Genomic DNA, 14,556 nt, shown 5'->3' with positions numbered 1-14,556 from the left:
TTCCAGGCATTTCAACCTGGAAGGTCCGTCTCGTCACCAGAGCGTGAGCGCTTCGGTTTGAGTACGGTCTCTCGTTTCCGTCTGCCGCTGGTGCGGCAGGGTTGCGCCACCTGCCCGCCCCGCACCCGTCTTGCGGCGGGGGCGGATGGCGCGGGTCTTCTGGTCGGCTCCACGAGGCTTCGACACCGCCGGGGCGGTGTCCTGGTCTCCGGCCACTCTGGTACCAGTCGTGCAGGCTGCCGCGAGGGCGGCGAGGTTGAGTGCGGCGTTGTCGTCCCGGTCGAGGACCAGGCCGCAGGCGTCGCATGCGTAGGTCCGGACGTGCAGCGGCAGCTTGGCTTTCACCGCGCCGCACCCGGAACAGGTCTTGGAGGAGGGGTACCAGCGGTCGGCCACGATGGTGCGGGTGGCGTGGCGCCGGCGGGTCTTGTAGGCGAGCTGGCGGCGGATCTCGCCGAATCCGGCGTCCGCGATGCGGCGGGCCAGGCGCCGGTTGCGGAGCATCCCGGCGACGTTGAGGTCTTCGACGACGACGGTGCCGTACTCGGCGGCCACGCTCGTGGTGAGCTTGTGCAGGGCGTCTTCGCGGAGGTTCGCCACGCGGTGGTGGACCTTGTTCCGCTGGGCGTTGGCCTTCTCCCACCGCTTCGACGGCTTCTGTCCGGTGCGCCGGTCGGGGCCCTGGCGTCGGGAGACGACGCGGGAGGCGCGGCGCAGTTGCTTGCGTGCCCGGTCGTAGTGCCCGGGGTTGGCGACGGTGCGGATCTCACCCGTGCTGTCGGCCATCACCGCGAGAGTCTTCACGCCCAGGTCGATACCGACCGCCGCGTCCGGCCGGGCAACGCGGGCGATCTCCCGCTTCACCTCGACCTGGAACGAGACGAACCAGCGTCCGCGTTCGTGCCGGACGGTCGCCGACAGGATGCGGGCCGTCCCGGCCCGGACGCGGGCGAGGAGGCCGCCGGTGGGCTCGTGAGCGCGGAGTGTGCCGAGCCGGGGCAGCGTGACGTGCCGCCCGTCAGCGTCGACGCGGATCGTGCCGGTGGTGAACCGGCAGGACAGACGCGCCTTCCGCTTCGACTTGAACCGGGGCGCGCCCATCCGCTTGCCGCGCCGCTTGCCGTTCTTCGACTTCGCGTAGTTGTCGAACGCGGCCGACGCGTTCGCCAGCCCGGTGGAGTACGCCTCCTTGGAGTTCTCCTCCCACCAGGTGGACAAACGCGGATCGGTGCGCTTGGCCTCGTTGAACGCCTTCCGCAGCGACGGCAACGACCACCGCCGCCACTGCGTCAGCTCCGACTCCGCAACGCCGTAGGTCTCCTCGGCCTTGCGCTGCCACCAGGAGGCGGTCACCCAGCCGACAGCCCAGTTGTACGCCGCGCGGGCCGCACCGCAGTGCGAACGCAACGCCCGCTCCTGGGCGGCGTTCGGATCGAGCGCGTACCGGAACGCCTGCACCACGAACCCGGGCTGCGGCTGGAATCTCTTCACGCTCAACACCCCCTACCATTTAGTCAGTGAGTGACTAAAGTCTAGCGCATGGACCCCCTCGACAACTGGATCACCAGCGATCAGGCATGCGCACGGCTCGGCATCGCCTGGCGCACCCTCTACAACCACCACCGCAACACCCCAGACTTCCCCCGCCCCCGCCACATCGGCCGCACCCTCCTATGGCCCGCCGACAAGCTCGACGAATGGCGCACCAAGCACCCGCCACGCAAGAAAAGAGACGATGAAAGATGAGATTCACTGATGAATTCCGCAGCAGTTGACAATCCCCTCCCTCCGGCTCATCACGAACTCGGTTGCCAGTACCGATCATGCGTTCCCGGCACGCGCGGAATCCCGGTAACCGTCCCCGTTCACCCTGACGAGGGACAGACCTGGCCGGCCATGGCCAACAACCGAAGCAGCAGTTATCGACCCGATCACGGGCGGCGCGCTGCCACCGCCGATGCTGCCGCCGTTCTGGGCGGCGATCGGCCCGGCGCTGCCACCGGGTGCGGGGCGTCTGGGTGGCCCGCTCGATCGCGTACTTCGAGGGCAACGTCATCACCGGGCCACCACTAGTGCTCGCGACCTGGGCAGGGCCGCCATCACCGTGGTGATGGCGGCCCCTGAAGAAGAAGCCGGAGCGCCGGCCTTCCGAAGCGTTGAGCCCTGGCCTTCACGACTCTTCGGATCCCCGGCTCATCGAACCTCAGCCGATCCCCGAACCTCAGCCGATCTGCGTACCGGTCGCCGACAGCGCCTCGGTGACGGGCTGGAAGAAGGTCTCGCCGCCCGCGGTGCAGTCGCCGCTGCCTCCGGAGGTGAGGCCGATGGCCTTGTCGCCGGAGAAGAGCGAGCCGCCGCTGTCGCCGGGTTCGGCGCAGACGTCGGTCTGGACGAGGCCGTTGACGATGTCGCCGCTGCCGTAGTTCACGGTGGCGTCGAGGCCGGTGACCGTGCCGCTGTGGACCTGGGTGGTCGAGCCGCTGCGGGTGACCTTCATACCGACGGTCGCCTCGGCGGCCCCGGAGATGGCCTGGGTCGAGCCGTCGTAGAGGTTGACCTCGCTGGGGTGGTCGACGTCCGCGGTGTACTTGACCAGGCCGTAGTCGTCGCCCGGGAAGCTGGAGTCCTCGTTCTCGCCGATGACCCGGCCGCCGGCCGACCACGTGGAGATGCCCTCGGTGCAGTGACCGGCCGTCAGGAAGAACGGCTCGCCGCCCTTGACCACGTTGAAGCCGAGGGAGCAGCGGCCGCTGCCGCCGGTGATGGCGTCGCCGCCCGCGACGAAGGGCTTGTACTCGCCCTTGGTGCGCTTGAGTTCGGCCTTGGCACCGAGGCCGTCCACGACCTTCGTCAATCTCGCCAGCTCGGCCTTCGAGACCGTGCGGTCCGCGGTGACGACGACCTTGTTGGTGGTCGGGTCGGTGGCCCAGGCGGTACCGGGGATGGTGGCGTCCGACTTGAGGGTCGTCCGGGCGCCCTTCAGCTCGGCGAGGGAGTTCTCGACGATGCGGGCCTTGGCGCCGGCCGCCTCGACGGTCTCGGCGGCGGTCTCGTCGAGCACGTTCACGACGAGGAGCTTGCTCTTCGCGTCGTAGTACGTTCCCGCGGCGTCGGCTCCGAGGTCCGTGTCGAGGGTCAGGGCGAGCTTTCCGGCCGCCGTGATGGAGAGCGCTTTCGGCGTGGGGGCCGGCGCGGTCTCACTCGCGTTCGCAGTCTGGAAGGTCACTCCCGCGGCGACCAGTGCGGCGATGCCCGCACCCGTCACGACGGCACGGCGCCTGGGTATGCGTCGGTGCTTCAACTCTCGTCCTCCTGTGGGGGGTTGACCAAGAAGGGCGTGGGGGCCCGTCCCGGCCGGAAGTCGTACGGGCAAGGAGGCGACAGACGGTAAAAAGCGCCGCGTCCATGCCAACTGTGCGGCGCCAACTATTCCTAGGCGCGCAGGGGGCACACAAGGTCGACTTCAGGCCGAGCGCACCACGAGGGCGCACGCCCCCTATGTCATTACCGTCCGGTAACGCCCCACCTCCCGGTCGCGGGAATTCACACTGCAAACACAGGAGGCAACGACCTCCTACGCAACGGGTGAGGTCTAGTCCTGTCTGAAATTCGACCTACTGAGGTCCGGATTCAAACGGAGCTCATGGGACACGAGTTGCTTCCGCACCGATTTCCGGGGCACGGCGGCGGCAACCGCGGGGCCACGGCCGACGGCTACGACTCCCGCTCGGAAGCCTGCCGCTGAGCCGACTCGGCGATCTCCGGCGGCTGCGGCTGCGGCCGCGGCCGCGGTGCACCCTGCGGTGGCCGCTGGGCCTCCGGAGCCGGCGGCGCCCCCTGCCGAGCCCGCTCCAGGAACCGCAGCAGCTCCACCGGGAACGGCAGGACGAGCGTGGAAATCCCAGGTCCCACGATCACGTCAACCCGATCAGCCCAGGGCACCGCAAGCCCGCAAGCCCGCAACAGACGATCACACGATCGAGCAAATGCGGCCTCGTGCGCACTCCTTGGTGAGCAGTACCAACCCCCGCTCGTACTGCCTCACGACCCGTGCCGCCGACATCACGTACACCGCGCCGACGGACGCGAGGGCCACCCCCGCCGTCACCAGCTCCTCGGCCATCACGGCCCCAGGGTCCGAAGTGGGCGTACAGAGGGAGTACTCACGGGCGGCGCACGCGCCTCGGCGCGCACCCGCACGCATCTCGAAGGTGACTGCGCCGACCGAACGAGGGCGAGCCCCCGCACACCATGTGTGCGGGGGCTCGCCTGCTGCCTACTGCGGCTGCGTGGGGGGCCGGCGCCGGGGGGAAGTGCGCCGGTTCCCGTTCGGCCCAGTACCCAGGCGCCTGGGTACCTGAGTGCCCAAGTGCCTAGTAGACGCTGACTCCGTACGCGCTCAGGGCCTCGGTGACCGGCTGGAAGAAGGTCGTTCCGCCGGAGGTGCAGTTGCCGCTGCCGCCGGAGGTCAGACCGTACGCCACGCCGTTGCTGCCGTAGAGCGGGCCGCCGGAGTCGCCGGGTTCGGCACAGACCGTGGTCTGGATCATGCCGTAGACGATGTCGCCGCCACCGTAGTTCACGGTCGCGTTGAGGGCGGTCACTCGTCCGGTACGGGTACCGGTGGTGGAGCCGGTGCGGATGACGTTGGTGCCCACGCTCGGCGTGGCCGCGCTGGTGATGTCCACACTGCCCGCGGTGCCGTCCTTGGCGATGGACGTGTTGCTGTAGCGCACGAGGCCGTAGTCGTTGGTCGGGAAGCTCGACCCGGCGGTCGGTCCGAGGACCGTGGTGCGGCCGGAGTTGGAGTACCAGGTGCCCGCGCCGTCGGTGCAGTGCCCGGCGGTCACGAAGTAGTAGGTGCTCCCGCTGCGGACGTTGAAGCCGAGGGAGCAGCGCCAGCTACTCGCATAGATGGCGTCGCCGCCCTTGATCAACTTGTTGAACTTGCCCGGGGTCCGCTTGATCGTCAGGGCGTCGGCGTTCTCGCCCGCCGCCTCCTTGATCTGCGCGAGCTCGCCCTGGGAGACGGTGCTGTCGACGGTGACGACGACCTTGTCCGTCGCCGGGTCGATGGCCCAGGCGGTACCCGGGATGTCGGCCTTGAGCACCGATGAGCTGGCGCTCTTGAGCTCGGATGTGCTGAACGTCTGGGTGCCTGCCGCGTTGGCGGTGGGAACCGTGACGGCGGCCGCGGCCGCGAGTCCGGCGGTCACGGCGATCAGCCGGGTCCGTCTCGCTATACCGCTGCGGGGGGTGGTGCGCTTGATCCTCACTAGTCGTTCCCTCCAAAGGGAAGTCGGGGGCCCGCGTGGGGTCGGGGCCCGTGAGGCGCAGATCGGGGGCATCGGTCCGGATTCCGGACACGCCGTGCCCCTGACAAGGCGCTGGGGGGAAGTATTCGGCCGTACCGCCACCCACGCAAGGGTGCCTTTCGGCCTCCCGAGTTCCAACCGGCGCGCCCTCCAGTCCAGTTGATTCCACCAGGCCATATGTAAGGGTTCTGTGTGCATGCTGAGCCGCTCCCGGCGGGACCGGCTGACGGGTCGTCGGAGCAGGGCCCGGGAGCGTCGAGCACCACTATCGTCGGCCGCGGCGGAGGACACCCTCCGAGGCGCCCGGTCGGAGTACGCGGGTCCACCGCCCGGGGGTGTCCGGAAGCAATGCGTTGGGCCGTTCAGCCGTTCGGTGCCGCCATCCCGGGCTCGGGCGTCCGAGGCGCGCGCACGGCGTCGTGCCCCGGTACTCCGTTCGGTCAGGACGCTCCCCCTGCGGCTCTCCCCGCCTCTCGCCCTGTCACGGCGGGCCGGGCGGCGGGGCGGGCGAGGCCCAGGTGCTCGCGGAGCGTGCTGCCCGGGTAGAAGGTGCGGAACAGCCCGCGGTGCTGGAGCAGCGCCACCGTCCCGTTGACGAGTCGCTCCAGATCACGGCGCGGCTCGACGGGGACGAGGTGGAAGCCGTCGGCGGCCCCGGCCCGGTGCCAGGCGGTGATCAGCTCGGCGAGGTCGACGGGCCCACCCCGGTACAGCGGACCCTCCGCGGTCTGCCGTGGGCCTCCCCCGCCGTGGCCCGGCTCGGCCGCGTGCTCACCACCGCCGAGATCCACTTTGAGGCTCACCAGAACCCGCAGCTCATCGGGGTCCCGCCCGAACCCGGCCGCCGCGTCCCGCAGTTCCGTCCGTACGGCGTCGGCGTGGACGGGGTCGGTGACCCGCAGCAGTGCCACATCCGCATACCGGGCGGTGGTCCCACTGCTCTCCCCCTCGGTCGCGTCGACGACCCGCACGGGACGCCCCTGCGGCGACCGGGGCACGATCGGGGGCTCCCGGCCAGAGAACCCGGCGACCTCGACACCCTCGCGGTCGACGTGGGGCCCCTTCTCCCGGTCGATGAACCGTCCGGCCCCGACAGCACGGATCCCGGTGCCGTCCTCCCAGCCGTCCCGCGACCGGGTGGCCACGTCGGCCACTTCCCCGGCCTCCCACCACAGCTCGTCGCCGGACGCGGCATGCCGCCGTCCCGGCAGCCAAGCCTCCTCCTCCTCCTCCTCCTCCGGGCCCGGCACCTCGATCCACCACCCGGCCCGCCCCCGACTGACCCAGTCGAGCGTCGCCACGGCCGCCCGCACATGAGACGGCTCGGTACGCGTCGTCGTCACAGCCGGCACCAGCCCGATCCGCCCCGTCTCCGGCGCCACCCGCGCCAACACCGCCGACGCGTCCAGCCCCGGCCGCCCGAACGAGTCCCCGAGCGTCACAAAATCCAAGGCCCCCCGCTCCGCGAGCCGGGCGAGCTCGACACACACCCTCGCGTCACACACCGCACGCTGATCAATGGCTGCGGCCAGGTGCAACCGCCCCCGACCGTACGACGACCCCATAAGACCGACCTCTCTCCACTCCGACCACGCGCCCCAGGGACGCCTCTCCGCACGACGACACAAGCCACCCGCCCTTCTCGAACGAGCCCTCCTCACCCGCCCCCTCTCATCACCGCCCCTGACCGCACCACCGCCCCCGTTCCACCACGCCGCCCTGTTCCACCACCCCGCCCTCCACCTCCACCGCAACGGCGACCCGCCGCGGCATCGCTGCCCGGCGGTCACCGGTGGCCGCACTCCTCGTCGGCCGACCCCCTCACGCGGCCACGCGGCACCCCAGGTCACGCAGGAACGCGAGTACGGCCCGAGCCGTCGCGTCGTTCTGCCGGAAGGCGGGCCCACCCGTGCGCGGCCGGGTGAAGGCCCCCGGCGTACGGCTGTTCGTGTAAGGCCCGAGGGCGAAGCGCCGAGGGTGGGGGCGCCCTGTCCGGTCCAGCACGCGTCCGTCCTCGGGGTCGACGGCGACCAGCCCCTCCGCCGTCTCGACGACATCCCCGTCGTCGTACAGCTCGCGCAGCAACCCGTCGCGGACCCGCGCCACCGTCGGCTCCGGCAACCGCGCCTCGATCAGCGCCCTCGCCTCGACGGACCCCCCGGGCACGGTGACACTGGAGGCCCGGAACACCCCGCCCTCGGCGACCACTCCCATGTCCGCCCCGACGAAGTTCAGGACGCCGGCCCGCGACAGGGCGAGCATCTGCCGCAGCCGGGGACCTGGCGGCCCGGAGGCCAGATAGCTGAAGAACCCGTGCCACCAGGACCCGACGTTGCCGAGCCGGATCAACTGCCCGTAGACGGACAACAGCCCGAAGAAGACCCCCAGGTCGGCACTGAAGGCGTCGTCGTGACGGCGTGCCAGGTCGGCCTCGACATAGCCGCGCAGCCCGTCCTGGAACTGCTCGTGCGACCCGTACCGCACCCCCTCCAACGGACGGTCCAGCGCGGCCAGGTCCAGCCGGTCGGCCGCGTCCGGCACCGCCGACGCCACCAGCACCGCCCGCTCCCCCGCGTCCGCCGCCGCGTACTTCTCCTCGAAGTCCGCCCAGGCCATGGCCGTCCGCCCGGGATGAGCGGTGAACAGCCGGTGGTAGTGCGCGAACCCCAGCTCCTTCTCCACCAACGGCCACACATCGCGCCGGAAGTCGAACCCGGCCGCCCTGCCCAGCAGTTCGTCGACCTCGGCCGGCCCGAAGAACCTCGGCAGCGGCGGCCGTTCCCCCTCCAGGTCGTACCCGATCTTCGAGTGGTACGGCACCCCGCGCCGCGACCCGACATGCAGCACGGGCTCCCGTCCGGACGCGTGATACGTCAACTCCCCGTCAGTGTTTCCCTCGTACCCCTCGTACCCCTCGTACCCCTCGTACCCCTCGTACCCCTCGTACCACCCGCCGCGCCCCTCCGTCAGCAGCACCATGAGGTCGACGAAGGCGAGCCCGAAGCCCCGCACGAGCACCGGTTCTCCGGGGGCCAGCAGCGACAGGTCGCTGTCGGCGGTGAAGTCCGGCGGCATGTGGACGAGCCCATGGGCGCGGGCGTAATCGGCCAATCGCTGCTGCTCGTCGTCGAGTTCGGCGTCCAGATGACCGAGCGCGAGGACGACGAGGTCCGCGAGGAGCGGACGCGGGCGCCCCTCCAGCCACACCTGCTGACGCCCTTCACCCGGTCCGCCGACCCGCAGCGCCCGCCGCGGGTGATGGTGAACCGTGACCCCCTCGGGCAGATCGGCCACGGCACTCTCGTGCACCCACCGCAGATACTCGCCCTGTATGCGCCGGTCCGCGAAGACCCGCCCGTCGAGCCCCGCCCACTCGTGCAGGGTGGGCCCCTCCCGTACGGGCCCGTCCATCCGCACCGTCTCGTCGGTGAACATGGTGATGTCCTCGGCCTGCGAGTTCATCCACAGCAGCGGCGACTGGTCCGCACGCCAGATACGCCCGGCACCCGGCGGATGAGGATCGACGAGATGGATGTCGAAGCCCACGCCCGCGTACAGCTCACCGGCGTTGGCGGCGATCCGCTCGATCAGTCCGGTGCCGCGCGGCCCGGCCCCGACGATCACCAGGGACGGCCGCGAGGAAAGCGTGGAGGAATGAGAAGAAGAGGCAGACGGCATGCGAAAGGCTCCGTGATGTCCGAGTCGAACACGGGTGCCTTCACACGGAGCGCGTCCATGGACGTGGACGCGGGCGACCGAGCCCCTCAGCAGCGGTCTGTGCCGAGAGTACGGCGGTCTTTCCCCTCACTGTCAAGGTTGTCCGAACTGTGAGCGCTACGTCTCAAGCCAGTTGACGCGCAATCGGATGCCTGTTCCACTTGACCCCATGCATTCGCAGCAGTGGCTGGTCACGCGCTCCCACATCGACTTCGGTCGAGTGTGGTCCTCGTCCTGTTGAGCTGACCCGACCCCACTGCGCGCCCCGCTTTCCGAGGGGCGCCGTTCGTGTTCTCCCCCTTGGCCTTCACACGCGCACCCCTCCCCTCGCGTTCGCCCGTACCTCGTCCCTCGCTCCCGGCCGCCGTCTCAGCAGTCGCAACCGCAGCACTCGCACGCCTCACAGCAGTCACAGTCGCAGTCCCGGCAGCAGCCCTCACGCTTCTTCCGGGACCAAGGGCCCTCGTACTCCTTCGCGCAGCACATCTGGCAGGTGCAGCACAGCAGCGTGAACATCCCGCACCCCGCCCAGAACCCCCGCCGCTTCGGCGGCTGCGGCGACGGCACCCCACCGAAGCCACCGCCCCCGCCATACCCTCCGCCGCCACCACCGAACGGATTCCCACCGCCGTCGGCGTAGGGATCACCGGCGCCGCCCGCGTAGGGATTCCCGCCGTCCCCGGCATACGGATCGCCCGGCACCGGCGCCCCGCCGGGCTGATGCGCCGAACACACCGGCACCGCCCCGAACGCCCGGTCCACCGACCTGCGCAACTCGTGCACGAGCAGCCGATGGGCCAGCTCGCCGTCCACGAAGTCGGCCTCGCGCAGGGCGAGCCGAATGCCGTGCAGGGCGTCGTCGGCGAGCCACCGGGCCTCGGCGAGGGAGGTCCCCGTGGCGGTCAGCGGGTTCCACGCGCCCACGGCGGCGTCGGCGGCGCGGTCCTCCACGGCGTCCAGCAGATGGGCGAGCCGTCCGAAAAGGCGTCCGGCCTCGGCGAGCGGTGCGGCGTTGCCCGGCCGTCCGGCCAGGATCGCGGTGTGCGCGAAGGCCGCCGCCGTCGCCGTCTCGGTGGGCTCGGTGACCGTCAGCAGCGGGGTTCCCGGCCCGGCGAGCGCCTCGATGCCGACCTGCCGGTCCACGGCGTCGACCAGCACCGCCGTGTCGAACCCGATGTCCGATCCCGTACGCGCCCCGGCGCGCCCCCAGTTCGTCGCAACCCGGCGCGCGGCGCGCGCCACCGGCTTGCGCGCGAGCACTCCGTCTCCATCAGCCACATGGTCACGCACCTTGGCCGAGGCGAGCACCAGCGAGACGGCGGCGGCGAGCCGCGCGCCCTCGCCCTGTGCGACGGAGGCGGTGCGCATCCCGCGCAGCGGACAGGGTCCGGCGGTGCGCCGCCAGTCGCTGGTGCGCTCTGCCTGAGCCTCCGTCAGAACCGAGACCAGCAGACCGTCATAATTGGTGACGATCCGGGCGAACTGCCCGTGATCCCCGCGCAGCGCGAGGCAGAGCCCGCACAGATGTGCCATCCATTGCGTCCGCAGCCCTTCGCCGAGCCGATGGCTGCAGGGCCTCACCATTCCGAACACGACACTCCCCCGTGTCTCCCCGTGTCTCAGCACGCTCGTCGGCGTCGCCGCATCGTAGCTGCCGGAACGTTCACCCGGACGGACCCCGGCTCACCCAAACGCCACGAACAATATTATTTCACTCCCTGTCAGCAGGTGTGTACAGCGGAGCCCTTGGGGCACATGGACTCTCGACGAATTCGTTCTGCACCAGTACCGTCACGAAACCCCCGTGCGGCGTCTATCCACTTGGCGAGACCTCCGCATCATGGACGACGATAGGGATGCGGAAAGCACGAAAGACCGCTGCGAGAGGAGGCGTCCATGGGATCGGTGCGCAAGGCGAGTGCCTGGCTTGGCCTCGTCGACGACAACGATGACGAGCGTTACTACGACGACGACTACGCCGATGAGCGGGAGTCCGGCTCCGGCGAGGCCTGGGTCACCGACCCTCGCGTCAAGGTCGCGTCCGAGTCCGTGCAGGACCACGGCCGCCGGATCGGCACGGTCACGCCGGACAGCTTCCGTGACGCCCGGCACATCGGTGAGCTCTTCCGGGACGGCGTCCCGGTCATCATGAACCTCACGAACATGGAGGCCGGCGACGCCAAGCGTGTCGTCGACTTCGCGGCCGGCCTGATCTTCGGTCTGCGCGGCTCCATCGAGCGGGTGTCCAACCGCGTGTTCCTGCTGACCCCGGCCGACACGGAGATCGTCAGCGGCGAGGTCGCGAGCCGTCCGGTCGACGGTTTCTTCAACCAGAGCTGAGGCAGGGCCGCTCGCCGGCCCGTCCTCCGGTGCGCGGTCGCACGACGCGGCTCACCGGAAGGCGTCAAGACCGGTGAGCGCCTTGCCCAGCACCAGTTGGTGCATTTCGACGGTGCCCTCGTAGGTGAGCACGGACTCCAGATTCGTCGCGTGCCGCATCACCGGGTACTCGAGGGAGATCCCGTTCGCGCCGAGAATCGTGCGGGCGGTACGGCAGATCTCGATCGCCTCTCGTACGTTGTTCAGCTTGCCGAAACTGATCTGCTCGGGACGGAGCCGTCCCGCGTCCATCCGCCGCCCCAGATGGTGGGCGAGCAGAATCCCTTTGTGCAACTCGACCGCCATGTCGGCGAGTTTGGCCTGGGTGAGCTGGAATCCGCCGATCGGCTTCCCGAACTGTTCCCGCGTCCTGGCGTATTCGACGGCCGACTCGAAACACGCCCGCGCGGCGCCCATCGAACCCCACACGATTCCGTAGCGGGCGTGCGAAAGACAACTCAGCGGCCCTTTCAGTCCCCTGACCTCCGGGAGTACGGCGGCTTCGGGCAACCGCACGTCGTCCAGGACGAGTTCACTGGTGACGGAGGCGCGCAGGGACCACTTGTGCTTGATCTCCGGCGCGGAGAACCCGGCGGTGTCCGTGGGCACGACGAACCCCCGGACGCCCTCCTCGGTCTGCGCCCACACCACGGCGACCCCGGCGACGGACCCGTTCGTGATCCACATCTTCCGCCCGTTCAGGACCCAGTCGCCGCCGTCCCGCTTGGCGTACGTACGCATCGACGACGGGTCGGACCCATGGTCGGGCTCGGTGAGCCCGAAGCACCCGATGACCTCACCGGAGGCCATACGCGGCAGCCACGTCTGCTTCTGTTCCTCGCTCCCGAACCGGTGGATCGCGTACATGGCGAGCGACCCCTGCACGGACACGAGCGAACGGATCCCCGAGTCCGCTGCCTCCAGCTCCAGACAGGCGAGCCCGTACTGCACCGCACTGGCCCCCGCGCACCCGTACCCCTGGAGCGACATCCCCAGCGCCCCGATCGCCCCCAACTCCCGGGCCAACTCCCGGATCCCGGGCAACTCCCCCTGCTCGTACCATTCGGCGACATACGGCAGTACCCGATCCCCCGCCCAGCTCCGCACGGTCTCCCGCACGGCGAGATCCTCGGGGTCGAGCAGATCGTCGAGGCCGAGGAAATCGGCGGGGTCGAAGGACGGCGATTTCGTGGGCGCGGTCATGGAACAACCTCCGGCTCATAAACTAGCGATGCTAACTACCGTACCCAACCCTTCGCCGTCTCAGCTGTGGGCCGGGCCGTCCCTGGCCGGTCACACCCACGCGGCGGAGCCGCACAGGGCGACAGCTCCGCGCCCGACGGGGCCCAGCCGCCCCGAACAGCTCAGCGCATCGACTCCGCGCGGACGGGCGTCGCCGCCTTGGCCTCCCGGGGCCCGGGAACGTCCGCGGACGCCCCGCACTCCATCCCCCGTGGCAGCCGCAGAGCCATCACCGCACCCAGCACCAGCAACGCCGCACTCACCAGCAGCGTCACATGCAGACCGTGCACGAACGCATCACGCGCGGCGTGCCGCAGCGCCTCCCCCGGGGGCCCGCCCAACCGGTCCGCGACCTGGTACGCCTCGCCGAGCGAGTGCCCGGCGGCATGGGACGCCGACGAAGGCACCCCCGGCACGGACGACAACCCGGGCGCGTACGCCGCGTTCATCACGCTGCCGAGGAGCGCGATGCCGATGCCGGCGCCGAGTTGGTAGGAGGTCTCGCCGATCGCGGCGGCCCCGCCCGCCGAGGACGCGGGCGCCTCGCTCAGCATCGACTCGTAGGCGCCGAAGAGGGTCGTCTCCAGACCGAAGCCCAGCAGGACGAACCCGGCGAGCAGCAGTCCCGCGTTGTCGTGGCGTCCCATGGCCGTCAGCAGGACGACCGCGAAGGCGGTGAGGCAGAAGCCGAGGGACACCATGCGGCGCGGCCCGAAGCGGTGCAGCAGGTGGGAGCCGACGAGACCGGCCGCCATCGCGGCGATGGTCAGCGGCAGCAGCCGCAGTCCCGTCTCCAGGGGGGACAGCCCGAGGACCAGTTGCAGATACTGCGCGGCGATCAGCTCGAGCCCCACCAGCGCGAGCATCGCGAGGACGATGCAGCCGACCGACGTGCTGAAGGCGGGGCGCGCGAACATCCGCAGGTCGACCAGCGGATGGGTACGGCGCCGTTGGCGTCGTACGAACGCGATCAGCAGCCCGGCGCCGCCGAGGAGCGCGAGGGCGGTGCCCGGGTCGAAGGGCAGGTGTCCACCGCCGAGCCGCTTCACGGCGAAGACGACGCCGAAGAGACCGACGGCCGCCATCAGGGCGCCGACGACGTCCCAGGGGCCGTCGCGGTCGCCCGTCGACTCGGGCAGCAGCAGCCGTCCGATCGGCAGACCGACGAGCATCAGGGGGATGTTGACCAGGAAGACGGAGCCCCACCAGAAGTGTTCCAGCAGGAACCCGCCGAGCAGCGGTCCGACGGCCGCGCCGACCGCGGCGACCGCGCTCCAGATGCCGATGGCGAGCGCCCGCTCGCGCCGGTCGGGGAAGACCTGGCGCAGGATCGACAGCGTCGCGGGCATGATCATCGCGCCGCCGACGCCGAGCAGGGCGCGGGCCGCGACCAGGACCTGTGGGTTGTCGGCGCAGGCCGCGAGGCCGGACGCGACGCCGAAGAGGCCGTATCCGAAGAGGAGGATCCGTCTGCGGCCGACCCGGTCGCCGAGCGTGCCGAAGAGGATCAGCAGCGAGGCGCAGACCAGCGGGTAGACGTCGACGATCCAGAGCAGCTCCATGGCGCTCGGCTTGATGTCCTCGGTGACGGCGGGGACCGCCACGTGCAGCACGGTGGCGTCGACGGCGACGAGCAGCAGGCTGACGCAGAGGACGACGAGGACGACCCAGCGGTTGGCACCGGCCCCGGCCTCCCGGCGGCGTCGCACAGCGGCCGTGGGCGTCCCGGACATGTACGTACCTCCCAGATGCTCTCGCGTTCGGCGGTACCAACGGGGTGGGGACTCCCCGGCGGCCACGGCCCGGGAGGAGCGGCGTCCCGGGCCCGCGCAACGAAAGGCGAGCGAGCCGACAGCGTACGCGAGTCCCGGCCGGTGGAGAGTGGCGGGCGTCTCATGGAACC

11 protein-coding genes and 1 pseudogene are annotated in these 14,556 nt (G+C 70.6%); 3 read left to right on the top strand and 9 right to left on the bottom strand.

The window, feature by feature from the left end; genetic code table 11:
• Window positions 1-33: 33 nt before the first annotated feature.
• Window positions 34-1,491, bottom strand: coding sequence for an IS607 family element RNA-guided endonuclease TnpB (tnpB, locus tag OG622_RS38960; protein WP_371581324.1), 1,458 nt, complete (start codon window positions 1,489-1,491; stop codon window positions 34-36).
• A gap of 48 nt (window positions 1,492-1,539) precedes the next feature.
• Here tnpB and OG622_RS38955 point away from each other — a divergent pair, with 48 nt between their 5' ends.
• Both OG622_RS38955 and OG622_RS38950 read left to right on the top strand, forming a co-directional pair.
• Window positions 1,540-1,746, top strand: coding sequence for a helix-turn-helix transcriptional regulator (locus OG622_RS38955; RefSeq protein WP_371581323.1), 207 nt, complete (start codon window positions 1,540-1,542; stop codon window positions 1,744-1,746).
• 178 nt (window positions 1,747-1,924) lie between these two features.
• A pseudogene (locus tag OG622_RS38950) lies at window positions 1,925-2,111 on the top strand (DUF3533 domain-containing protein); the annotation flags it as partial.
• A gap of 110 nt (window positions 2,112-2,221) precedes the next feature.
• On the opposite strand, the gene OG622_RS38945 reads toward OG622_RS38950, so the two are convergent.
• The 6 genes from OG622_RS38945 to OG622_RS38920 all read right to left on the bottom strand — a co-directional run bounded on the left by OG622_RS38945 (window position 2,222) and on the right by OG622_RS38920 (window position 10,625).
• A complete protein-coding gene (locus OG622_RS38945; protein WP_371581322.1) occupies window positions 2,222-3,301 on the bottom strand; it encodes a S1 family peptidase in 1,080 nt (359 codons plus the stop codon).
• 669 nt (window positions 3,302-3,970) lie between these two features.
• Window positions 3,971-4,126: a hypothetical protein gene (locus tag OG622_RS38940; protein ID WP_371581321.1), complete on the bottom strand. Its 156-nt coding sequence runs from the start codon at window positions 4,124-4,126 to the stop codon at window positions 3,971-3,973.
• 247 nt (window positions 4,127-4,373) lie between these two features.
• Window positions 4,374-5,276: a S1 family peptidase gene (locus OG622_RS38935; protein ID WP_371581320.1), complete on the bottom strand. Its 903-nt coding sequence runs from the start codon at window positions 5,274-5,276 to the stop codon at window positions 4,374-4,376.
• A 479-nt stretch (window positions 5,277-5,755) separates the two neighbouring features.
• Window positions 5,756-6,880, bottom strand: coding sequence for an LLM class flavin-dependent oxidoreductase (locus tag OG622_RS38930; RefSeq protein ID WP_371581319.1), 1,125 nt, complete (start codon window positions 6,878-6,880; stop codon window positions 5,756-5,758).
• A 256-nt stretch (window positions 6,881-7,136) separates the two neighbouring features.
• Window positions 7,137-8,993: an FAD/NAD(P)-binding protein gene (locus OG622_RS38925; protein WP_371581318.1), complete on the bottom strand. Its 1,857-nt coding sequence runs from the start codon at window positions 8,991-8,993 to the stop codon at window positions 7,137-7,139.
• A gap of 408 nt (window positions 8,994-9,401) precedes the next feature.
• The gene (locus OG622_RS38920; RefSeq protein ID WP_371581317.1) at window positions 9,402-10,625 is read right to left on the bottom strand and encodes a DUF5685 family protein; all 1,224 of its coding nucleotides are present in this window, start codon (window positions 10,623-10,625) and stop codon (window positions 9,402-9,404) included.
• A 303-nt stretch (window positions 10,626-10,928) separates the two neighbouring features.
• Between OG622_RS38920 and OG622_RS38915 the strand changes: the two genes are divergently transcribed.
• On the top strand, window positions 10,929-11,372 hold the full coding sequence (locus tag OG622_RS38915) for a cell division protein SepF (protein WP_371581316.1): 444 nt from the start codon (window positions 10,929-10,931) through the stop codon (window positions 11,370-11,372).
• A gap of 51 nt (window positions 11,373-11,423) precedes the next feature.
• Here OG622_RS38915 and OG622_RS38910 read toward each other — a convergent pair whose 3' ends face one another.
• Both OG622_RS38910 and OG622_RS38905 read right to left on the bottom strand, forming a co-directional pair.
• On the bottom strand, window positions 11,424-12,614 hold the full coding sequence (locus OG622_RS38910) for an acyl-CoA dehydrogenase family protein (RefSeq protein ID WP_371581315.1): 1,191 nt from the start codon (window positions 12,612-12,614) through the stop codon (window positions 11,424-11,426).
• 161 nt (window positions 12,615-12,775) lie between these two features.
• Complete coding sequence (locus OG622_RS38905; protein ID WP_371581314.1) at window positions 12,776-14,386, bottom strand: MFS transporter; 1,611 nt, start codon at window positions 14,384-14,386, stop codon at window positions 12,776-12,778.
• Window positions 14,387-14,556: the final 170 nt, after the last annotated feature.

Origin of the sequence: Streptomyces sp. NBC_01314 (assembly GCF_041435215.1) — a bacterium.
GTDB lineage: Bacteria > Actinomycetota > Actinomycetes > Streptomycetales > Streptomycetaceae > Streptomyces.
The sequence above is the reverse complement of the archived record's forward strand: the minus strand, read 5'-3'. Positions and strand labels throughout refer to the sequence as shown.